Source organism: Bacteroides caecimuris, from assembly GCF_001688725.2.
Lineage (GTDB): Bacteria > Bacteroidota > Bacteroidia > Bacteroidales > Bacteroidaceae > Bacteroides > Bacteroides caecimuris.
In genome coordinates this window covers 4,809,776-4,833,927 of sequence record NZ_CP015401.2, presented here as the reverse complement: position 1 = coordinate 4,833,927, position 24,152 = coordinate 4,809,776, and the positions used below count along the sequence as shown (strand labels likewise).

Genomic DNA, 24,152 nt, shown 5'->3' with positions numbered 1-24,152 from the left:
AAAGAAAAAAAATGTGTTCCTATGCAGTGTGTGGGCAATTGCTGCAACAACTTGTCTGGACAAACCCGCCATCAGTTTTCTGCATTATATCCCCTTAGAGTTATACAGCTACCTGTTCTTCTTTGATAATAGAGATACCCAACGCTCCTTCTATTTTGGAAAGAGTCTCCAATGAAAGATTTTCCCGTCCTTTCAATATTTTCGAGATATACTGTTGGCTGCAACTCATCATTTCTGCCAGTTGCTTTTGGTTTATTCCCAATTCGTCCATTTTGTCCAGCATCAACATGGCTATGCGTTGCGAATATCGGAGCCACGTTTTGTTCTCCTGCCTGTATTCCAGTGCCTCACGCCATTTGGAAGGAGTTGAAGATGCATATTTTTCCAACTTCTCAATGGTTGTTTTCATGTCATTATCCATACTTTTTTCTCCTATAATTAAAGTTCAGTCATATAATCAGCAAATCCAGCTTCATCAATAACGTTTTCCTGCAACAAGAAGTTCCTTACCCGTTCCAGTTTGACGAGTTCTCTGCTCGTATGTTCTCTTTCCTGCATCGTTGCTGTCAGTTTGATGGCTCCCCCCGTGATGATATACACTCCGGAGACCAACTTGATAGCATAAAGCCGTAACCATGACGAATGACCGAATTTACGTTTCAGTCTTGCTTTTTCCTTCTGAAGCATAACGTCGGATGCCTGATTGTTATCCAACGGGCGGAATATCCGGTTTAAATCAGCTTCCGGGGAGATATCTAAAATGATACGTTGCAGTCGGTCGCTGTCTTCAATCGTATCGCTTATCGCAATGTTTATATCAGATATTTTGAAATAAGCAATCAGGTCATTGATGTTCTCTATGAAAAACGCCCGCAGCCATTGCACGTTGTCCCATTGGTCAATTGTCCTGATGAATTCGTTATCAGTATTTTCATCAAACCGGACCGCCCACAATCTTCCGTCTTTAGTTATCTTGTCGAATGTCATATTCTTCCTTATTAGCATATACAAAGATACGGAAAAAGGGGGAGATATACAACTTATAAGTTGATTATTTTGTTTTTTAGCATGGATTTTTATTTGGGTTTAGTTGTTGAATGGTAAATAGTGGTATCGGTATCCCACTCCTCAATTTCATCATTTTTGTTTATTTGTATGCTGTCTGTGCCTGTTTTCAGATGGGTTATTTCCGGTTGTTCGCAGCTTCCTGTCAATTGCATAATGAAGATAGTTCCTGCTATAATGATTCCCGCTATAATGTTATTGATAACATTTCTTTTTACACCTCTCATATCCGCACAAACTACCCTGTATTTACAGTTAAAAAGCCCCTAAAACAGACATTGTAGGGGCTTTTTTGTGTCCTCTCCGCTAGTCATCCGCATTTTAACGACATTAAATTCAGGTACGGACAACACCGGTTCGTACCTGAACCTTTTTCAACAGCCATCTCGCTTCTTCTGTTAAAATCAACCATTCCCTCTTTTCTCCAAAATCTTTTTCGATTTTCATTTGTTCACTTTATTACTCTTGTCAAAAGACGGCAGAAAAAGACTTCAACCTAAATATTAACAAATGGAAAAATTTAATGCAATGAGGACTAGACTTTTACAACATCTTCAGAAAAAAGCCATCAGGTCAAGGAGCATCATGACGCTTGTTTGCCTGCTACTGGCCTCTGCATCAGCCTTTGCACAGACAAAGACGGTGACAGGAACAGTGACGGACGCTACCAATGAACCATTGATCGGCGCATCGGTACTCGTACAAGGAACCTCCACCGGAACCATCACGGACATGGACGGTAAATATTCAATCTCTGTCACTCCGGAGAACGTACTGGCATTTTCATACGTAGGAATGACTTCGCAAACTGTTAAAGTGGGGACACAGAACGTCATCAATGTCACTTTGAAAGAAGATTCGCAAGTACTAGCCGAAACAGTCGTTATCGGATACGGTAGTGCAAAGAAAAGAGACTTGACAGGTTCTATCACCAATGTCAAAGGAGAAGAGTTAGCCAACAAACCGGCAATGAATCCGCTGTCTTCCCTTCAGGGGAAAGTGGCAGGTGTACAGATTGTAAACTCCGGACGAGCCGGATCGGATCCGGAAATACGTATTCGCGGAACAAACTCCATCAACGGATATAAACCGCTGTACATTGTCGACGGATTATTCAATGACAACATCAATTTCCTGAATCCGGAGGACATCGAATCCATGGAAATCCTGAAAGACCCGTCATCTCTGGCTATTTTCGGTGTTCGCGGTGCGAATGGTGTTATCATCATTACTACAAAGAAAGCCAAAGAAGGGCAGACATTGGTCAATATCAACACATCTTTCGGTTTCAAGAAAGTGGTGGATAAAGTAAAACTGGTGAACGGTTCACAATTCAAAGAGCTATATAACGAACAGCTAGCCAATCAAAGAGACGATCCTTTCGATTATACCGGCTGGGATGCCAATACTGACTGGCAAGACGAAATTTTCCAGACAGCTTTCATTACAAACAATAACATCAGTATTACAGGGGCTTCGCCCAAACATAGTTTCTATCTGGGCGTGGGCTACTCTTACGAACAAGGCAACATCGAGCATGAGAAATTCAGCAAGGTAACCATCAATGCAAGTAACGATTATAAGATTACGGACTTTTTGAAAGTCGGTTTCCAATTCAACGGAGCACGTATGCTTCCTGCAGATTCCAAACAGGTATTGAATGCCCTGCGTGCAACTCCTATCGCTCCGGTGTATAACAACGAATACGGATTATATACGGCTCTGCCCGAATTCCAGAAAGCGCAGATTAGTAACCCGATGGTAGACGTCGAATTGAAAGCGAATACTACCAAAGCGGAAAACTACCGGGCATCCGGTAACATTTATGGTGAGGTAGACTTCCTGAAACATTTCACGTTCAAAGCAATGTTCTCCATGGATTATGCGTCGAACAACGGACGGACGTATACACCGATCGTAAAAGTATACGATGCCGCTGTCAACGGAGGGATCTCTACTTTGGGAACAGGCAAGACCGAAGTCAGCCAGTTTAAAGAGAATGAAACCAAAGTTCAGAGCGACTACCTGTTGACATACACCAACAGCTTTGATAATGGAAATCATAACCTGACAGCTACCGCTGGTTTTACTACCTATTATAATTCGTTGAGCCGATTGGACGGAGCACGCAAGCAGGGGGTCGGACTGGTCATTCCGGATAATCCGGACAAATGGTTTGTCAGCATCGGCGATGCGGCTACCGCTACCAATGGAAGTACCCAATGGGAACGCAGTACATTATCCGTACTTGCACGTGTGATCTACAACTATAAAGGTAAATATCTGTTCAACGGATCTTTCCGCCGGGATGGTTCTTCCGCTTTCTCCTACACAGGAAATGAATGGCAGAACTTCTTCTCGCTGGGTGGAGGTTGGTTGATGTCTGAAGAAGAATTTATGAAAGACATCAAATGGCTGGATATGTTGAAAATCAAAGCATCTTACGGTACGTTAGGAAACCAGAACCTGGATAAAGCCTACCCTGCCGAACCCTTATTGACCAATGCTTATTCGGCCGTATTCGGTAAACCGTCCATCATTTATCCCGGATACCAACTTGCTTATCTTCCTAATCCTAACCTGCGTTGGGAAAAAGTAGAAGCCTGGGAAGCCGGATTTGAAACGAACCTGCTTCGCAACCGCTTGCATTTTGAGGGTGTTTACTATAAGAAGAACACCAAAGATTTGTTAGCCGAAGTTCCCGGAATTTCCGGAACTATCCCCGGTATCGGTAACTTGGGAGAGATCCAGAATAAAGGAGTGGAAATGGCTGTCACCTGGCGCGATCAGATTGGTGATTGGGGATATTCCGTCAGTGCCAACCTGACTACGATCAAGAATGAGGTAAAAAATCTTGTTCAGGAAGGATATTCCATCATTGCCGGAGATAAGCAGCAAAGTTACACAATGGCAGGTTATCCTATCGGATATTTCTATGGTTATAAAGTGGCAGGCGTTTATCAGTCACAAGCAGATATTGACGCATCACCCAAAAATACACTGGCTACCGTTACCCCCGGTGACCTGAAATTCGCTGATGTAAACGGCGACGGAGAAATCACCCCGGAAGACCGTACCATGATAGGCAACCCGACTCCAAAGGTAACTTACGGTTTCTCTCTCGGAGTAGACTACAAGAATTGGTCGTTAGGCATCGACATGATGGGACAAGGCGGAAACAAGATTTTCCGTACATGGGATAACTACAATTTTGCCCAGTTCAACTACCTGGAACAACGCCTGGAGCGCTGGCACGGAGAAGGCACGTCCAACACCCAACCGTTGCTGAACACCAAACATTCTATCAATAACTTGAATTCCGACTATTACATTGAGAACGGTAGTTTCTTCCGTATCCGTAATGTACAGTTAGCTTATACGTTCGACAAGAGCTTAATTGCCAAAATACGTCTGCAAGCCCTGAAAGTCTATGTCAACATACAGAACCTGAAGACATGGAAACATAATACCGGATATACTCCCGAACTTGGAGGAACCGCCACCGCTTTCGGAGTAGATAACGGCAGTTATCCTGTACCTGCAGTCTATACCTTCGGTATCAACCTAACATTCTAGTGGCAAGGTGCCACTGCCAGTTTTCCATGCGGAACACAACTTTAATCTTTAAAACTATCATTATATGAAACTGAATAAATATATATTTGCAGCCCTTATTACTTCAACTACATTATTTCTAGGCAGCTGTAGTGACTTTCTGGATCGTAGTCCGCAAGGACAGTTCACGGAAGATGATAATCCGAACGCGCTGGTCAACGGTAAGATTTATAATGTCTATACGATGATGCGTAACTATAATGTCACAGCCGGCCCTCCTGCTTTTGCCATCCACTGTTTCCGTTCGGAAGATTCGGAAAAAGGAAGTATTGCCAGCGATGGCTCTGATGTAGCCGAAATGTATGATGATTTTGTGTATACACCGACCAACGGCCTACTGGGTGCTTATTGGGGACAGAATTATGCCATCATCTACCAATGTAATGAGATTCTTGATGCCATTGCAGCAAAAGAAACAGCCGGACAAACAGAAACTGAAGACATCATCAATAAGGGAGAGGCCTCTTTCTTCCGTGCTTATTGCTACTTCAATCTGGTAAGAGCTTTCGGCGAAGTTCCTTTGGTGACTTATAAAATCAACGATGCTTCAGAAGCCAATATCCCGAAGACAAGTGCTGATAAAATCTATGAACAGATCGACAAGGACCTGAAAACAGCAGAAGAGTCATTGCCGGAAACATGGAATACCGAATACACCGGACGACTGACTTGGGGAGCCGCCCGTTCCTTACACGCACGTACTTATATGATGCGCAACGACTGGAACAATATGTACACAGCCTCCACCGATGTCATCAAAAAGGGGCTCTACAACTTAAAGACTCCGTATAATGAGATTTTCACGGATGATGGTGAAAATAACGGAGGGTCTATATTCGAGTTGCAATGTACAGCTACTGCCGCTCTTCCTCAAAGCGATGTTATCGGTAGCCAGTTCTGTGAAGTACAAGGTGTACGCGGAGCAGGTCAATGGGACTTGGGCTGGGGATGGCACATGGCAACAGAGTATATGGCGCAAGCATACGAACAGGGTGATCCACGCAAAAACTCTACCCTACTCTACTTCCGCCACTCGGACAGCGAGCCTATCACTCCGGAAAACACCAACGAACCATACGGTGAGTCTCCGGTTTCCCCGGCAATGGGTGCTTACTTCAATAAGAAAGCCTATACCGACCCGGCATTACGTAAAGAATATACCAATAAAGGTTATTGGGTAAACATTCGTCTGATCCGCTACGCAGATGTACTTCTGATGGGAGCCGAATCAGCTAATGAAAAAGGTATTCCGGGTGAAGCAATCGACTATTTGGAAAAAGTACGCGCACGCGCCAGAGGCACCAATAGCAATATATTGCCAAAAGTGACGACTACCGATCAGGGAGAATTGCGTGAGGCCATCCGCCACGAACGCCGTGTGGAATTAGGGTTGGAATTCGACCGCTTCTACGACCTCGTTCGTTGGGGCATTGCAAAAGAAGTGTTGCACGCAGCCGGTAAAACCAATTATCAGGACAAGAACGCACTGCTTCCACTGCCGCAGACAGAGATCGACAAGTCTAAGGGAGTGTTAGTACAGAGCCCCGACTACCAATAAGAAAGTTCCTCGGTGCCGAACAATGTCCTCCTCGGTGCCGAACATCCAACGCATCAGGAGGACTTTATATGAATAGAGATAAAATCAACTATAATAATATGATATACAAAAAGTTAAGTCTATCCATTCTGTTGTTTGCCGCAGGTTTTCTAACCGCGTCGGCACAAAAGTCACCACAGGATATGGATCGTTTCATCGACGTATTGATGAATAAAATGACGCTGGAAGAAAAAATCGGACAGTTAAACCTTCCTGTCACCGGAGAGATCACTACGGGACAGGCTAAAAGCAGCGACATCGCCGCAAAAATCAAGAAAGGCGAAGTGGGAGGATTGTTCAATCTGAAAGGAGTAGAGAAGATACGTGAGGTACAGAAACAGGCTGTGGAAAATTCACGGCTGGGTATTCCGTTATTGTTCGGGATGGACGTTATTCACGGATACGAAACGATGTTCCCTATCCCACTCGGTTTGTCTTGCACCTGGGACATGACAGCCATTGAAGAGTCTGCCCGCATTGCAGCCGTAGAGGCAAGTGCCGATGGAATCTCATGGACTTTCAGCCCGATGGTGGATATTTCACGTGACCCTCGTTGGGGACGCGTATCCGAAGGTAGTGGCGAAGACCCGTTTCTCGGTGCCATGATTGCCGAAGCGATGGTGCGCGGCTATCAGGGGAAAAATATGGAACGGAATGACGAAATCATGGCCTGCGTAAAACACTTTGCGTTATATGGGGCAGGCGAAGCCGGCCGCGACCATAACACCGTGGATATGAGCCGCCAACGAATGTTCAATGATTATATGCTGCCGTATGAAGCAGCCGTTGAAGCGGGTGTAGGCAGCGTGATGGCTTCTTTTAATGAAGTAGACGGTATTCCGGCCACTGCCAATAAATGGCTGATGACGGATATTCTCCGCGGACAGTGGGGATTCAACGGTTTTGTGGTAACTGATTATACGGGCATTTCAGAAATGATCGACCACGGTATCGGTGATCTTCAGACAGTATCCGCCCGTGCCATCAATGCCGGAGTGGATATGAATATGGTAAGCGAGGGTTTTGTAGGGACACTGAAGAAATCCGTTCAGGAAGGAAAAGTCTCTATGGAAACATTGAATACGGCTTGCCGTCGTATTCTGGAAGCCAAATATAAACTGGGATTGTTTGATAATCCTTATAAATATTGCGATCCGAAACGTCCGGCACGCGACATCTTTACCAAAGCGCATCGTGATGCAGCCCGCAGAATTGCAGCAGAAAGTTTCGTTCTTCTAAAGAATGACAGTCCCGACGGTAATCCGAACGGAAATCCGTTGTTGCCTTTCAACCCTAAAGGAAATATTGCAGTGATCGGTCCGTTGGCAAACAGCCGTAGCAATATGCCGGGTACATGGAGCGTAGCAGCTGTGCTCGACCGTTGCCCTTCTTTGGTAGAAGGATTGAAAGAGATGACAGCCGGAAAAGCGAATATCATGTACGCTAAAGGAAGCAACCTGATTAGTGATGCAAGTTACGAAGAACGGGCAACGATGTTCGGCCGTTCCCTGAACCGTGACAACCGCACCGACCAGCAGTTGCTGGACGAAGCATTGAACGTAGCCCGTCGGGCAGATATCATCATCGCAGCGCTAGGCGAATCTTCTGAAATGAGCGGTGAAAGCAGCAGTCGTACAGACTTGAATATTCCCGACGTACAGCAGAATCTGTTGAAAGAGCTTTTAAAGACAGGCAAACCGGTGGTACTGGTGTTATTCACCGGACGTCCGCTTACGCTGAATTGGGAACAGGAGCATGTACCTGCCATTCTGAATGTATGGTTCGGAGGCAGTGAAGCCGCTTACGCCATTGGTGACGCCCTCTTCGGTTACGTCAATCCGGGTGGAAAACTGACCATGACTTTCCCGAAGAATGTCGGCCAGATACCTCTTTATTATGCGCACAAAAATACCGGACGCCCATTGAAAGATGGCAAATGGTTCGAGAAATTCCGCAGCAACTATCTCGATGTGGATAATGATCCGCTTTATCCGTTCGGTTACGGCCTTTCTTATACGACGTTCTCTTACAGTGACATCGACTTGAGTCATTCTTCCATGAACATGAACGGTTCGTTGACCGCGGCAGTGGAGATTACCAATACCGGAACATGGCCCGGCTCGGAAGTGGTACAGCTTTATATCCGCGACGTTGTGGGCAGCAGTACCCGTCCCGTCAAAGAACTGAAAGGTTTCCAAAAGATATTCCTCGAACCGGGAGAAATGAAGATTGTCCGTTTCAAGATTGCTCCGGAAATGCTTCGATACTATAATTATGATTTGCAACTAGTTGCCGAACCGGGCGACTTTGAAGTGATGATCGGTACGAACAGCCGTGATGTGAAAACCGCGAAGTTCACGTTAAACTAAACTTTCATCACCTTGATTATGAACGATAAATATAAAAGAATAATAGAAATGAGTGCACTTCCGCTCATGTTACTATTTCTATCCGCCGTTGCCCTGACTTTCCAGAGCTGTAAAGGGAAAAGCAAAAGCAACAACCTCTCCGCAGCCACTGACTCGTTATCGGACGACGCCCTGATGGATACCGTCCAGCGACGGACTTTCCTTTATTTTTGGGAAGGTGCCGAGCCGAATAGCGGCTTAGCTCCCGAACGTTATCATGTAGACGGCGTTTATCCAGAAAACGATGCCAACGTAGTCACTTCCGGTGGCAGCGGCTTCGGCATCATGGCTATCCTTGCGGGAATCGACCGCGGTTACGTCACCCGCGAGGAGGGACTGGCACGAATGGAACGCATCGTTTCTTTCCTCGAAAAAGCAGACCGTTTCCATGGAGCCTACCCTCATTGGTGGTATGGTGATACGGGCAAGGTGAAACCATTCGGTCAGAAAGATAATGGGGGCGATCTGGTAGAGACCGCTTTCCTCATCCAAGGGCTGCTGGCCGTGCACCAATACTACGTCAACGGAAACGAGAAAGAGAAAGCACTCGCCCAACGTATCGACCAGATTTGGCGGGATGTCGACTGGAACTGGTATCGGCAAGGCGGGCAAAACGTTCTTTACTGGCATTGGAGTCCGACGTATGGCTGGGAAATGAATTTCCCTGTACACGGCTACAACGAATGTATGATTATGTATATTCTTGCAGCCGCTTCTCCTACACACGGAGTACCTGCGGCTGTCTATCATGACGGTTGGGCACAGAACGGAGCCATCGTTGCTCCGCATAAAGTGGAAGGAATCGAGTTGCACCTCCGCTATCAGGGCACCGAAGCCGGACCGCTTTTCTGGGCTCAATACTCTTTCCTCGGACTTGATCCGGTGGGACTGAAAGATGAATACTGCCCCAGCTACTTCCACGAAATGCGCAACCTGACACTGGTGAACCGTGCTTACTGCATCCGCAACCCTAAACATTACAAAGGTTTCGGACCGGATTGTTGGGGACTGACCGCCAGCTACTCCGTCGATGGATATGCAGCTCATTCGCCCAATGAGCAGGAGGACAAAGGAGTGATCTCCCCTACCGCCGCACTTTCATCCATTGTCTATACACCGGAATATTCCATGCAGGTAATGCGCCATCTGTATGGTATGGGAGATAAAGTGTTCGGTCCTTTCGGATTCTACGATGCTTTCAGCGAAACGGACAATTGGTATCCGCAACGTTATCTGGCCATCGACCAAGGTCCTATTGCTGTCATGATCGAAAACTACCGGAGCGGATTATTGTGGAAACTCTTCATGAGCCATCCCGACGTACAGGCCGGACTGACCAAACTGGGCTTTAACACCAACAAGCAAGACGTGAGACAGGAATAAGAGGGAATCTCGGTGTGCGGAAGTGATCTACTGACCACCTCCACCACCGGTGTTTCCGCCTCCTCCGCCGCCACCTTTCACATCGTCATTGTCGATGCTTCGTGCGGCTTTCTTCACACTGGCTTTCAACTCTCCAAGCCGATAGCTGATACTGAAACCGTAATACCGGCTCGGGTATTTGCTCGAACTCTTCGAAATAAAGTTAGCTCCTTCTGTGTGATTATTGTAAGTTCTGTATTTTTCTACAATATTATTGCAAAAAACATTCAAAGAGAGACGTTCTTCTTTCAAGAAAGAACGGCTCAATCCCAAACTGTAATAATTATACCCTGACCCTTTTCCCTGCAAACTGATCCGGGGCGTACTTCCTCCTCCGTTCAAGCTCAAGCGGATCTTCCCCGGTAAAGTTTGCTGAACTCCGCAGAACGCAGAAGCATTCCATCCATAATTATGCAACTCTTGGGCAGGACTCCGCAAATCGCTATAGTTGCCACGTCCATTGACGTAAATTCTCGTTTTAGGAGAAGCGTTCCAGTTCAAATAGAAATTCAATCCTGTTTCCCTGCTCTTTCCGATATTACCGTATGTGCTATACAACGCACCGTAGGGAGCTTTATGCCCCCCTTCAAAGATTTCTCCGTCTTTATCAGTAATCAAGCGACTGATTCTTTCAATTCCATTATTATTGAAAGAATGACGCAAAGAAAGATTGACGTTGAATTTAGATGTAAAACTGCTGTAAGACAAGTCGAACGAATGACTCTTCTCACTCTTCAAGTTCGGATTTCCCTGATTGATAAACATCGGATTCTGATTATCGAAATAAGGATTCAAATTCCAGATACCCGGACGCCAGATGCGCATATTGTATCCACCACGCAAATTCTGCGTCTTTCCTAGTTTTATCCCCAACGAAACGGAAGGAACCAGATCACTAAAATTCGAATGGAAGTTCTCGCCCGGCCCCACCAGATACTTCACCTCTTGTATAGTTTGCTCATAACGCAATCCCGGTTTGAAAGTAAATCCCTTGTATTTCAGCGTATATCCGGCATAAGCAGAGAGAATATGATTCAAATGACGGTACTCGCTACTACGATTTTCATTATATGCATAGTTTTCACTTGCTCCCTCGGCTTCATAAAACCGATTATCACTGGAGTTACGCCGGAAAATATATTTGGCACCGGTTTCAATTGTATGCAGTTTCCCAATCGGAGTAGTATAGTCCACCTGGAAAGTATGCTCCATCGTATTTGTCTTTCCGTCCGAATGGAAATTCTTTAATGACAATTCTTTGATAATATCCAGTTTATTCTCATCAGGCTCGATGTCCAGATAAGTATTATACGAATCATTCGTTTGGGGTTGGGAATTGATTTTATAAGAAAGCGTAATCATCCGTTCTTTATTCTTTCGGGAAGCACGCTGATAGTCTATATTTCCGTTGATAGAATACCATGATCCTTTTCCACGATTGTCGGTTCTATAACGGTATGCAAAATCCTGACGGTCGGCTCCGTGCATAATCGTATGTCCGCCACTGTTACTTTTATTATTACTGCCATACATTCCAAAAGCCACTGTCAGTAGCCTCAACGTATCAATCTCGTAACTAGCTTCCAAATTGCCATGCTGGAAATTTCCTTTCGACTTGGAGCTACTCTCCGATTCCAAATATTTTTCATTCTCCTTATCCGGTTCATAATTTTCGCGGTAACTGTCGGAATAGCTGCGCGGACTATTATTATAATTATAGTTGTAGTTGGCAGAAACAGTCAACTTACCCTGTTTCACCATTGCATAAGTGCCGGCACCCACACCATTGTTGTTAACATTCCCTCTGAAAGTAGCCGTGTATCCTTCAAATCCGGAACCTACTGTGACGATATTCAGAATACCTCCGATACCTTCCGCATCATATTTAGCTCCCGGTGAAGTGATCACCTCAATATATTTGATTGTGTTTGCCGGCATACTTTTCAGCACTTCCTTCGGATTATTGCTCATCATATTATTGGGCTTTCCATTCACATGTATCTTGAAACTGCTACTGCCGTTCACCTGTACATTGTCTTCTCCATCCACCGTTACCAAAGGCACTTTCCGAAGCATCTCCAATATGCTGTTCGATTTTGAGTCCGGATCATCTTCAATATTATATTCAATCTTATCCACATCTACCTTTACCAAAGGTTTTTGTGCAACTACCTCCACTCCTTTCAATACGTTATTGGCTTCTGAAGAAATCATTGTGCCCAAATCAACCTCCTTCACAGACGGTTTTAGAGTAAATTCCTTTACTATCGGTGCTTTACCAATCGAAGAAATGGTGATGATGTAATTGCCCGCAGCGACATTCAGTTTCTCCTGAAATTTACCATTCGCCCCAGTCACCGCCATCTTGACTGCTTTATCCGGAGCATTTTTCTTTGCTATTTTGATGGTAGCATACGGTTCTCCCTCTTGTGTTAAAGAATCAATAAGTACTCCTTTGACTGTATAAGAAGGAGCTGTGGATTTTTGTGCCCACCCCGCCACGGAGGCGACGAATACGAATAGAATTAGTAGTAACAGTCTATGTTTCATGACTAGAAATATATTAGTTTATGGTTTATTAGACGCAAGAAATTCAAAAATGTTGTAAATTCGAGAGCCAAAAGTAGTTGATTTATCCGCGCTTACGATTTTTTCGAAGTTAAGAATATAAAACGAATGGATAAAAAACATTACTACAGTATATTTCTAGTATTTTTAAACATTTCTGTTCAACGGTATCAGTGACTCCTTAATCTATCTCTACAATTTTCCAATCACCGATACTTCTTGTCGCACTATCGAAGTTAACTCCTATTTTTACAACTTTCCGATGATCAGACTGATAAGGAATAGCATACCCCTTACTATTTATTTGCTCCAGTGCTTCCTCCGGAGTTCCATCTACCTTAAATTCAAAGACATAAATGGCATCTTGCATCTTTACTACTACGTCCGCCCGTCCGATTGCACTTTTCACCTCTGTATCTACATACTGCCCCATCAAACGGAACAACAAATAGAAAATTGTCTGATAATGTTTTTCCTGCTTATTTTCCAAATCATTGGGAATAGAAGCAAAGAAAGACCTGATTCTCTCCAGACATTCGGTCAGTTTTCCGGCACGCAAATCCTTGATAAAAGAGACTACATAAAATGTATTCTCACGAGCAGGTAAATGCACATAAGCGGGCATAAGAGATTCTATGAATCCTTTCCGCACTTCTTTGTTAGGATAAGCCAATGTGTAGAGTTGGAACTCCGGATCATATTCCTTGATGGTAAGATAGCCGCTCTGATAAAGCACAGGAAGAGGATCGGTAATAACATTCGTCGGTGCATCAAACTGCTCTGCAGTAGCTGTTGCACCATCCAATTCGCGAATGTCAAAATTACTCTGCTGCAATATATTAATTAAAAAAGTAGGCGTCCCGGTAGAAAACCAGAAATTGGCATATCTTTTCTGTGCAAATGCATTGAACAAACTAAATGGATTGTAAATATCTTCGCAGTTCTCGCTAAAATGATATCCGTCATATTGCTGTTTCAAATGTGTACAGGCCTCCTCATACGTTTCATTATTAGCTTGCGCCATCATTTCAATATCAGTTTTCAATTGTGTACGCAACTCCTGTTCGGTTATACCACAGATAGCACTATAATCATCTCTCATGCTGATATTCTGCAAATTATTCAGTTCACTGAAAATGCTCATTTGACTGAATTTGCTAATACCTGTCAGGAAAAGGAAACGAAGATATTCTCCTTGCGCTTTCAAGGGACTGAAGAATTTCCGCATTTCTTCTCGAAGTTCATTTTGCAGTTCCGGCAAATGGTTACTGTCTAATAAAGGAGCATCATATTCGTCGATAAGTACTACTACCGGTTTACCCGTCTGTTCATAAGCACGACGAATCACTCCCCGGAAACGTTCCGCCGGCGTACCTTCTACTTCTTCCTTTCCATAGAGTTTTTCCCAATCGTATAGGTTCAGATTCAACTGTCCCAAAAGGTCGGAAAGTGCTGTGTACTTTGTCATACTGAAATCAAGGTGCAACACCGGATAGACATTCCATTCTTTCTCCAAACGCTCCATTGCCAAACCTTGAAACAATTCCTTCTTCCCCCTAAAATAAGCATCAAGAGTGGACACCAACAAACTTTTTCCAAAACGACGGGGACGACTCAAAAAATAAACTTTATTGGTATTAGCCAAACGATAAATCAACTCCGTCTTATCTACATAAACGTTGTTATTATTGCGTAAGTCTTCAAAATTCTGTATCCCTATCGGATATATTCTAAAAGTAGTATCCATAATGACTATCCTTATAAAATTGAAATGTAGACAAATATAGGCATTAAAATATAGACTTCAAACAGTATGTACTGTTTTCTGCTCTTCATTCAGTCAAATAGAAAAGATTCAAGTTTTTTTCAAGCAGACTCTAAAGGGTTCATCTGCAAAAAACAGCATCTGCGCATTCATAAATTAATTCATCCGGCTATAGGCGAACGAGAAGATGCCTATAGACAAACGGAAGGTTGCCTATAGACAAACGCAACATTGCCTATAGGCGAACGAATTAATTTATGAATGGAAAGGGATTAATTTATTCACTGGAAGAAATTAGATTATCCACAGAAAGAGATTATATATAAGTCCCATATAAGTTAATTACAATAAAATAATTTTATACGGACCACACTCCGTCTATCAAATAGTAAATGGACCTCCGTTTGATAAAAATGTCATTTAAGCCCCATAATCACGGCAATAATTCACCTAATCAAGCCCGATAAAGTATAGAATGCAAATCTTTCAAAAAAGCAACATACGCCTCCAAATTCTTTCACAATGTTAGATATTAAAGACAAAAAGAGCCAATCTATTCATCAATGCAGAAAATCAGTTCATCCCTATTCTTAAGTCGCTAAAATTTAACATAGTTGCAATACGAAAAAAGACGTTAGAAACTTTGCATGTTTCATAGAAAAAAATAACTTTGCTAAACTATTATTATCAAAAGGAAATGAAAGGATAAATGATTCACAAAAATTTTATTAATTAATTAACAAAGCAACAAAATGAGAAATTTGAACTTTCTGAAGTTATTCTACGGGCTTATGCTTGTAATGGTTAGCACAGCTTTCGTAAGTTGCGTTGACGACAATGATGATACCGAGGCTCCATACCTCGAAGTTTCGCCTACAACCTTGATTTTCGGCTCAGACGGTCAACCAGCCAACGGAAGCCAAGCCTCTTTTGACATTTCAACCAACCGTAGTTGGAAAGCTACAGTAAAAGATGACAAATCATGGGTTACTCTATCAAAATATGAAGGTGAAGGTTCTGCTACTATTCAGGTTAGCATTCCGGAAAACGTTAATGATGAAGCCAGCGTTGTTATTGAGATTTCAAACAAAGTGGGTGTGCTGATGTCGGAGACTGTTAAGATTAGCAGTGGAAGCGTAGGTCCTACGGAAGTAATTTACAACGAAACGGTTGGCGATAAGACAGTATCAAATCCCTACCCATTTGTAGATTCATACGATGGATGGAATAAGAGTGGAATCGGCTCTGCAAATGTCACTTATTCTGGAGCAAGTGCATCAGTTCGTGCTAGCGGATTACCTAACTCGGGTGCATACGATGGTGCATCCGGACCTAATGTTGTATTCTTCGGAAGTCTTCCTGCATATTTCCAAATCAACAAAATAGCTCTTACAGAAGCACAAACGAATCTGAAACTGACGTTCGGTGCCAGCTACTCTATAAAAGTTGGAGAGGAATATGATAATACATTTGATACATCTAAGTTGACTGTGGCTTTAAGTGCTGACGGTACAAACTGGGTCCCTCTTACATATACTAAGAACAATGGAGATTCAGAAAAGCCATATTGGGTTTTAGCTACTGCTAATTTCACTCTCAAAAAGGCAGTATCTGAATTATACATTAAATACACTGCTTTAGCAGCTTCTTCTATCCGCCTTGATGACATAACACTTGCTACAGGTGCTGGTGGTACTGAAATTGATTTTGAAACAGCAGGAGAACCTAAAGTAACAACTACAGATGCAAAAGCCATCACAGCTACCACTGCAACATTAGGCGGTTCAGTTGCTAATATTGAGATTTCTGAAGCCACCGAAGTTGGTGTGCAGTATATTGAATTCAGCACTGGAACTGTAACAGATATTGATTGGACAAAAGCAACTAAAGCAGCCGCATCGGTAAAAGAAAATCCTTGGACAGTAGCTGTTACTAATCTGACTAAAGACAATCAATATGCATTCCGTGCTTATGCAACAACTGCATCTAGTACTATTTACGGTGAGCCTAAAACATTTGTTGCTACCGAGTCCACTGCAACTCCTATTTCTATAGCAGACTTAGTAACAAAAATGACAAATACTTCCACAGCTGTAGATGAAAACTATGTAATCCAAGGTATTATTTGTGGTGACCCTGCAGGCAAGAACTACTCTTATGGAACTCTTTATCTGATGACTAAAGGAGCTACCACAGCGGGTAATGCACTTTCTTTATATAACAACAAAATAGATGTAACTCAGTATGCATTAGGTCAGGAGATCAAAGTAACATTACAAAAAGATGTAGCCAAAATATATAAACGTTTTGATGTACCTCAAGTTGAAGGTTTTACCACTGAGAATATTGAAATCGTCTCAGAAAATAACGAAGTAAAAGCTACACCAATATCATTAGATCAGCTAGCATCTTTTGTTTGTATGCCTGTAACTATAGAAAATGCATCTATAGCTGAAGGAGGTGTATGGAAAACAGTTGGTGCATTAAAAAATCATACTTTTAATGTCGGTGGTAGTAACTTCACTGTTAATATAAACAAACAAGCAACACCATTTGATGATCAACCTTTCTCTGCCGGTTCAGGAGCTATCACTGGTATCGCTTCTATCTATCAGAGTGCAAGTCAATTATTACCACGTAATCTTGAAGACGTAAAAGCATTTGCATCTAACAGCCCTACTATCACTTCTATAACCCCTAACTCTCATACATTTCCAGCTACGGGAGGTAGTCAAGAATTCATCGTGACCGTTAAAAATCAAGGAAGTAATACTATCTCAGTAAGCGGTTTAAGTAATGCATTTACTACCAATGTAGTAGGTAATACTGTAACTGTAACTGCAAAAACAAATACAGGTGAAACATTTAATGAAACTATGAAAATTGCCTTAACAAATGGCAATAGCATAGACGTACCTCTTACTGTTTCTGGAAAAAGTTCGGGAGAAGACACTAAAGGAACATTCACTTCAATGGATCCTTTCTTATTCGGTAATGGTACTAATAATTACAATGCATATGGTCAGTTAGTAAATACGAATATTTATTGTCTAAAACTAGGAACATCTTCAAAGAGTGGAGCATTCACAACAGGTGCACTCGGAGTAACAGGCAATAAAAAGTTCTCTTTCTATGCCACAGCATGGAAAGGTAAAACAGCAACTATATATATTCGAATAAACAATGGAGGCAGTATATCTGGCAACAACAACATTGCACCAGCCGCTAAGGATGGAGCAACAGGTAACCCAGACTACACTATTACATTTGCTGATTCTGATTATTATACTTTCAATTTAACCGGTTTAACAGAGTCATCAACTATTACAATTGCTACAGATGACAACTTTGAAGCTGCAGCAAAAAATAGTAATGCACGTGCAATAATGTGTGGGTTCCAATTGTACTAATATTATAATAAAAAAAATTCAACTCTTGAAAGAGATAATTCTCTATCAAGAGTTGAATTTTTCTCGCATAAGAACAATTTTAGACATTTATAAATGAATCTAATTCACAAGTATTATACATTAGCGTTTAAATCATTCATTTACATAGTACTTCTTGTATCTTTGTATGCATGTAGCAACGATGACTCCAACGATGGAGGCTTGTCACAGCCATGTGATGCCTACTGGAAAATTTCCTCCACTGTAAAATCAGCATCCGGATCGTCTGCCATAATCATCACAAGTACTCCCGGAACAATATGGAATGCAGAAATCACCGAAGGTACAACATGGTGTTCCTTCAGTAGCAATGATCAGACCTTATTCTCCAAATCCGGAGAAGTAAAAGACGGGCTTAATGTTCTATACGTATATTATAATAGGAATACAGGCAAAGAGCAACGGATAGCCAAGATTACACTCCAGTTTGCAGACCAAGAAGCGAAAGTCTTTGATTTAGTACAATTATCTGAATCACAGCAAAACCTACCTGCTTTTAACCTGTGGGCTGAAGTTCCTAGTTTCAAGGAAGATGCTAATTATCAGTATGCAACTCATTATGCTCTTTTAAACAATAAAACAATACGTAATTATTCTATTTGTTTTGATAAAACAAAGAAAGCAGCCTTATGGGTAGCCTATCCGATACATGCTGCATACTCAGGATCAATCAAGCGTACAGACCGTTGGGCTTTTGACCCAATCATCCCACAAAATTATCAAGCAGATTGTACATTAAGGTCTTATGGAGGTCCTTACGATCGTGGACATCAGCTTCCATCTGCTGACCGTGATGCTACGGATGAAATGAATGCTCAAACCTTCTATATGTCCAATATGACCCCACAGCTTAACCGCTTAAACCAAGACATGTGGGCCAAACTTGAAAGCAAAGTCCGTACAAATCACTGTTCGGACACGTTGTATGTAGTTACCGGTGCTTATTTTGGGACAGGTGCAACCACGACTACAGATGGTACAGGCAAAACAGTTCCTCTTCCGACCCACTACTTCAAAGTGCTTCTGCGTACAAAGAGTGGAAAAACCGGAAAGAATATCAAAGACTGTTCGGCCGACGAGCTGATATCCATAGGTTTTTGGGTAGAACATAAATCATACGGAAATATCGAGCCTCCTAAGTCTATTTGTACTTCTGTAGCAGACATCGAAAAGAAGACAGGATTCACCTTCTTCCCGCAAGTATCCAACAGTGTAAAACAACAAAATAATCCCACTCAATGGGGGATTAACTAATAAGCTAGCTTATGAAAAAACTGTTATTAGTAACCGCGCTTTTTGCGCTGCTGATATCGTTCAGCTTTGCACAGAAACCGTATAAGGTTGTATTTTACAATCTTGAGAACTTCTTCGATACGATCAATGATCCGGAAGTTCACGATGACGAATTTACTCCCGAAGGTCCTAAAAAATGGAACTCGGTCAAGTACAAAAAGAAATTGGCAAATACCGAACGGGTATTCTTTGACATTGCGGCTATCAACAAGGATTATCCGGTCGTCATCGGTGTATCAGAAATAGAAAACCGCAGTGTGTTGGAAGACATCATCGCAACCCGCAAACTGGCTCCGGCAAACTATCGGATTTCACACTTCGACTCTCCTGAAGCCCGAGGCGTAGACGTTGCCTTTCTGTATCGTCCCGATGTGTTTAAGAAAGAAGGAGAAAAGGCTGTAAGAACAGTCATCCCTTCACTCCCCGACTTCAAAACCCGGGATATACTCACGCTTTGGGGAACGATTGAAAACGAACCTTTCTTCTTTATGGTGGCGCACTGGCCTTCACGCCTTGGAGGAAAGGAAGCTTCGGAATTTAAACGTATCGCTGTAGGCGAACAGATGCGCAGCATTGCAGACTCTGTAATGAGAGCCAATCCTAACATGAAAGTGGTTATGATGGGAGACTTCAATGATGATCCGACCGACAAAAGTATAGCACAAGGATTAGGAGCTAAATTCAAACTGAAAGATTTGAAGGAGGGCGACTTCTTCGCACCTTATGCCGATATGCTCAAAGCAGGATACGGAACATTAGCTTATGGTGATGCATGGAATATATTTGATAATATTGTAGTATCCGAGAATTTAGCCAAAGGATCGACAGGAAAGCTGAAATTGCAGCAAGCTCCCGGATCTAAATTCTATGGAAATATCTTCAAGCAACTTTACATGGTGCAGAAAGAGGGACAATACAAAGGATATCCATTGCGCACATACGTAGGTAATAACTTCCAGGGAGGTTACAGTGACCACTTCCCCGTATATATCTATATAGGTAAATAAAAAAATAAGTTTATATGAAAATCAAAACAATCCTATTCATGGTACTATCTTTGATGTCTTTCACTGTTTTTGCACAAAACAATGGTGGAGTCAAAGGTAAAGTCGTTTCCCGTACGACACGTGCGGCCATAGACGGCGTAAAAGTGACATTAACCCCGGGAGATGTAACAACCAAGACTGATGCGTCGGGCAACTTCGTTATCGAGAACCTGGCAAAAGGAGAATACACGCTGTCTTTCGAAGCTGCAGAGTTCGAACCTTTAACTCTGGCTGTCCGTGTAGATAAGTTGATCAGAGATATCAACAACGTCATTTTGATCCCCGAAAACGTTGCTCCGACTATGGACGACGCCATCTTTGCCGAATTTGACACGGAAACACTGGAGGATGCGCAATCACTCCCCTCGTCTCTATCCGCATCAAAAGACGTATTCAATAATATCGCTTCCTACAAATTCAGTGAAATGCGTTTCAATGTACGTGGTTATGATTCTCAATACTCAGACGTATATATGAATGGCATTCAGCTGAATGATGCAATGACAGGATATACCCCCTGGTCTTTGTGGAGCGGTTTGAATGATGCAACCCGTAATCAGGAGATCACATCTGCACTGAACATGGGGGATATGGGTATCGGCGGTATCGCAGGTACGACAAATATCAATACGCGTCCTTCACAGATGCGCAAAGGTCTTCGCGCCAGCGTAGTTAACGGCAACTCCATGTACCGTTTCCGTGGTATGCTGACCTATGCATCCGGATTACAGGATAACGGCTGGTCTTATGCCTTCTCCGTATCAACCCGTCAGGGAGGAAACTCTTATGTAAACGGTGTGTATTACAATGCTTTCGGATATTTTGCTGCTGTAGAAAAGCAATTCAATTCGCAACACCGCTTGGCATTAAGCATCTTGGGTGCCCCCACAGAACGTGGTGCACAGCAAGCTTCTACTCAGGAAGTCTATGACTTAGTAGGCAACAACTACTACAATCCAAACTGGGGTTGGCTGAATGGAAAGCGTGTCAACGCACGTGTACGCAGTTATCATGAACCTATTACGATGTTGAATTATACATTTGACATCAATGACCGTTCGCAATTAAACGTTGCAACCTCTGTACGTTTCGGACAGAACGGTTACTCTGCACTGACTTGGTATGGTGGTCCCGACCCACGTCCTGACTATTACCGTTATTTACCCAGTTTCTATAACAATACTTACATCGGAGCACAACTGTATGAAGCATGGATGGGAAACACGAATAACATCCGCCACATCAACTGGGACAATCTGTATCATATCAACCAAAGCCAGGAAGAGAACCCCGCCTATGGAGCCGGTCATCGTGCCATCAACATGATTGAAGAACGCCATGCCGATCAGGTAGACTGGAATCTCTACACACAATTCTCTCATATCTTCCGTGACAATTCTAAAATTAACGGTGGATTGAACTTGCGTCGTAATCGCACGGAATACTATAGCGAAGTGAAAGATTTGCTGGGTGGTGATTACTGGGTAGACGTAGACAAGTTTGCCGAACGTGACATGGGTGGCATGAACCCGATCCTTTATCAGAACAACATGGAGTACTATGAGAAGTACGGTCATGCACAAGCAGTCAAGAAGGGGGATAAATACAGCTACGACTACTACGGAAATGTTATCAACGCACGCGCCTGGGCACAATATAGCAGAAACTTCGGCAACTTTGGAGCTAATCTGGGTGGAGAACTCGGACACACTACTCTGTGGCGTCATGGTATTTGGAAAAAAGGGTTGTTCCTCGACAATTCTCAAGGAGACTCTAAGAAGCAGAATTACCTGACTTATAAACTGAAAGCCAACTTCAGCTATAAATTCTCTGCTGCTCATTCTATTGATGCTAACATTATCTACATGCAGGATGCTCCTGCCTTCCAAGCTTCATTTGTTTCTCCCCGTACCCGCAACTCTGCGACTCCGGGCATTTCAAGTGAGAAAGTATTTGGTGTAGACGCCTCTTATAACTTGCGTTGGAGAGATATTAAAGCACGTATCTCCGGATACTATACGAAGTTTATGGATCAATCCAAAGTTCTCTCTTATTATGATGACGTAGAAGCTACCTTCTCCAACTTTGCAATGAGCGGTATCAACAAACGCCACTTCGGACTTGAAGCAGCTGCTTCTGTACCTATCTATGCAGGACTTTCTCTGAATGCAGCCATCAGCTGGGGACAATTCACTTATGACAATAACCCGGATTATGTACAGATTCAGGATAATAGTGGAGAAATCAAGAACCAGGGTAAAGTATACTGGAAGAACTTCCGTGTAGAAAGCACGCCGCAAACTGCACTGAACGTAGGTTTGTCTTACCGTGGACCTAAAAACATATTCGCGTCATTAGATATGAACTATTACGATAATATGTACTTATCTATGAGTCCGCTCTATCGCACAGATGCCGTACTGACACCGGGAATGACTGAAGAAGATATCGCAACGTTACGTAATCAGGAGAAATTCAACTCTGCTTACGTATTAAATGCAAGTGTTGGTAAAAACTGGTACATTAACCGTGCCTACACGCTTGGTTTCAGCTTGGAAGTAAAGAACCTGCTCAACAACCAGAATATCAAAACCGGCGGTTATGAACAAGTTCGTCTGCTGAAGAACAAAGATGAAAGCTATCAAACTTACCAACCGTTTGATTCGAAATATTTCTATATGTTCGGTACAACCTATTACATGAACATTTATTTCCGTTTCTAAGGACATCATAAGTAAAAAAGAACTGTTATGAACAAAATATTTAAATTATTTATGCTTGCGGTAGTAGTGCTCGGTTTCAGTAGCTGCTACAACGAATTTGAAGAGCCTGCTCCAGCCAAAGTCTGGACAAAAGAAGACTTCTCAAATAGCAAACTAATCTCCATCAAGGACTTTAAGCAACTTTTCTACAACAAATATGGAAACGGTGCAGCCAGTCTGGGGAAAACTCTGGAAATCACAGAAGACTATGTTATCAGCGGAAAAGTCATCTCAAGCGACAAGGCCGGTAATGTATATAAATCAGTATACATCTATGATGAATCATCCCAATCAGCCATTGAACTGAAATTGATGGTCAGCAACTATGTTTATTTTCACGTAGGACAGACTCTCTTTGTTAAAACCAAAGGGCTGGCTATCGGTAGCTATCGTTATATGTTAAGTGTAGGCGGAATGCCGACAGCAGAAGACATCTCCAAAGGTTATGCAAACCGTAATCTCGAGAATACCTTATTTGTAGATCAGCATGTTTTCAAAGGTGAACTCGGCAGTCTGCCAGACGATGACATATTAGTTATCAATAAAGATAATTATAAAACAGCATTGAATGATGATGCATTAGGACGTTTGGTACGTTTCGAAGGATTGACTTACAAAGAAGGCACATACGACGGTGACAAGTATCCTCAATATCTGGAAACAACTTATCCAGGCGGTTCCACTACCGCAGTGTATGAGAACAAAGATTATGTAAAAGAAGGATTGACACCGACCTATGCCTACAGTTACGACGGCAACCGATACTATGGTTCTTCCTTATTCGGCTTTGAGGATGCTACTTCTACTTCAAGCGGCAACTATATTGTACGTGTCAGCGGCTATTCCAACTTTGCGCTTCAGCCCCTGCCCAAGGCTGGCAGCGAAGGTAATATCACTGCTATTTATACCAAATACTCTTCTAAAAGTGGAGGATATATCAAATATCAGTTGTTGGTTAACAGCATGGACGACATCGATTTTCCGGAACATACGAAAAGACTCCACTAAAAAGGAGTGCCCCTAAAGAAAAAGACCTGCACATTGCCCGATATAGACGTGTGCAGGTCTTTTTTATATCCATATATTCAACTATCCATCCTTTTATCAATTCCTTATCCATTTCACATTATTGAATATGAGCTACAAAGCAGCAAGTTGTTTT

General features: G+C 42.7%; 14 protein-coding genes. 9 read left to right on the top strand and 5 right to left on the bottom strand.

Features of this window, described 5'->3' with window-relative positions; all coding sequences use genetic code 11:
• Window positions 1-100: 100 nt before the first annotated feature.
• The 3 genes from A4V03_RS20540 to A4V03_RS20530 all read right to left on the bottom strand — a co-directional run bounded on the left by A4V03_RS20540 (window position 101) and on the right by A4V03_RS20530 (window position 1,292).
• Window positions 101-421 carry a helix-turn-helix transcriptional regulator gene (locus tag A4V03_RS20540; protein WP_065540203.1) on the bottom strand — a complete coding sequence of 107 codons (321 nt, stop codon included), beginning with the start codon at window positions 419-421 and terminating at the stop codon, window positions 101-103.
• A gap of 17 nt (window positions 422-438) precedes the next feature.
• On the bottom strand, window positions 439-987 hold the full coding sequence (locus tag A4V03_RS20535; RefSeq protein WP_065540202.1) for a hypothetical protein: 549 nt from the start codon (window positions 985-987) through the stop codon (window positions 439-441).
• 89 nt (window positions 988-1,076) lie between these two features.
• Window positions 1,077-1,292, bottom strand: coding sequence for a hypothetical protein (locus tag A4V03_RS20530; RefSeq protein ID WP_065540201.1), 216 nt, complete (start codon window positions 1,290-1,292; stop codon window positions 1,077-1,079).
• 283 nt (window positions 1,293-1,575) lie between these two features.
• Between A4V03_RS20530 and A4V03_RS20525 the strand changes: the two genes are divergently transcribed.
• The 4 genes from A4V03_RS20525 (at window position 1,576) to A4V03_RS20510 (ending at window position 10,068) form a co-directional block, all read left to right on the top strand.
• Complete coding sequence (locus A4V03_RS20525) at window positions 1,576-4,641, top strand: SusC/RagA family TonB-linked outer membrane protein (RefSeq protein ID WP_089280763.1); 3,066 nt, start codon at window positions 1,576-1,578, stop codon at window positions 4,639-4,641.
• 64 nt (window positions 4,642-4,705) lie between these two features.
• Window positions 4,706-6,238 carry a RagB/SusD family nutrient uptake outer membrane protein gene (locus A4V03_RS20520; protein ID WP_065540200.1) on the top strand — a complete coding sequence of 511 codons (1,533 nt, stop codon included), beginning with the start codon at window positions 4,706-4,708 and terminating at the stop codon, window positions 6,236-6,238.
• A 98-nt stretch (window positions 6,239-6,336) separates the two neighbouring features.
• Window positions 6,337-8,646, top strand: coding sequence for a beta-glucosidase BglX (bglX, locus tag A4V03_RS20515; protein ID WP_065540537.1), 2,310 nt, complete (start codon window positions 6,337-6,339; stop codon window positions 8,644-8,646).
• A gap of 48 nt (window positions 8,647-8,694) precedes the next feature.
• Window positions 8,695-10,068 (top strand): glucoamylase family protein, encoded by a 1,374-nt coding sequence (locus A4V03_RS20510; RefSeq protein WP_065540536.1) that lies wholly within the window; start codon window positions 8,695-8,697, stop codon window positions 10,066-10,068.
• Window positions 10,069-10,095: 27 nt separating this feature from the next.
• Here A4V03_RS20510 and A4V03_RS20505 read toward each other — a convergent pair whose 3' ends face one another.
• Both A4V03_RS20505 and A4V03_RS20495 read right to left on the bottom strand, forming a co-directional pair.
• On the bottom strand, window positions 10,096-12,657 hold the full coding sequence (locus A4V03_RS20505) for an outer membrane beta-barrel family protein (RefSeq protein WP_065540199.1): 2,562 nt from the start codon (window positions 12,655-12,657) through the stop codon (window positions 10,096-10,098).
• A gap of 199 nt (window positions 12,658-12,856) precedes the next feature.
• Window positions 12,857-14,422: an ATP-binding protein gene (locus A4V03_RS20495; RefSeq protein ID WP_065540198.1), complete on the bottom strand. Its 1,566-nt coding sequence runs from the start codon at window positions 14,420-14,422 to the stop codon at window positions 12,857-12,859.
• A 770-nt stretch (window positions 14,423-15,192) separates the two neighbouring features.
• On the opposite strand from A4V03_RS20495, the gene A4V03_RS21420 reads away from it, so the two are divergent.
• The 5 genes from A4V03_RS21420 (at window position 15,193) to A4V03_RS20470 (ending at window position 23,998) form a co-directional block, all read left to right on the top strand.
• Window positions 15,193-17,850: a DUF5689 domain-containing protein gene (locus A4V03_RS21420; protein WP_236588688.1), complete on the top strand. Its 2,658-nt coding sequence runs from the start codon at window positions 15,193-15,195 to the stop codon at window positions 17,848-17,850.
• A gap of 93 nt (window positions 17,851-17,943) precedes the next feature.
• Window positions 17,944-19,143, top strand: coding sequence for a DNA/RNA non-specific endonuclease (locus A4V03_RS20485; protein ID WP_065540197.1), 1,200 nt, complete (start codon window positions 17,944-17,946; stop codon window positions 19,141-19,143).
• 11 nt (window positions 19,144-19,154) lie between these two features.
• Window positions 19,155-20,189 (top strand): endonuclease/exonuclease/phosphatase family protein, encoded by a 1,035-nt coding sequence (locus A4V03_RS20480; RefSeq protein WP_065540196.1) that lies wholly within the window; start codon window positions 19,155-19,157, stop codon window positions 20,187-20,189.
• Between the two features lie 14 nt (window positions 20,190-20,203).
• A complete protein-coding gene (locus A4V03_RS20475) occupies window positions 20,204-22,951 on the top strand; it encodes a TonB-dependent receptor (protein WP_065540195.1) in 2,748 nt (915 codons plus the stop codon).
• Window positions 22,952-22,978: 27 nt separating this feature from the next.
• Window positions 22,979-23,998: a DUF5689 domain-containing protein gene (locus A4V03_RS20470; protein ID WP_065540194.1), complete on the top strand. Its 1,020-nt coding sequence runs from the start codon at window positions 22,979-22,981 to the stop codon at window positions 23,996-23,998.
• The last annotated feature ends 154 nt before the right edge of the window (window positions 23,999-24,152 follow it).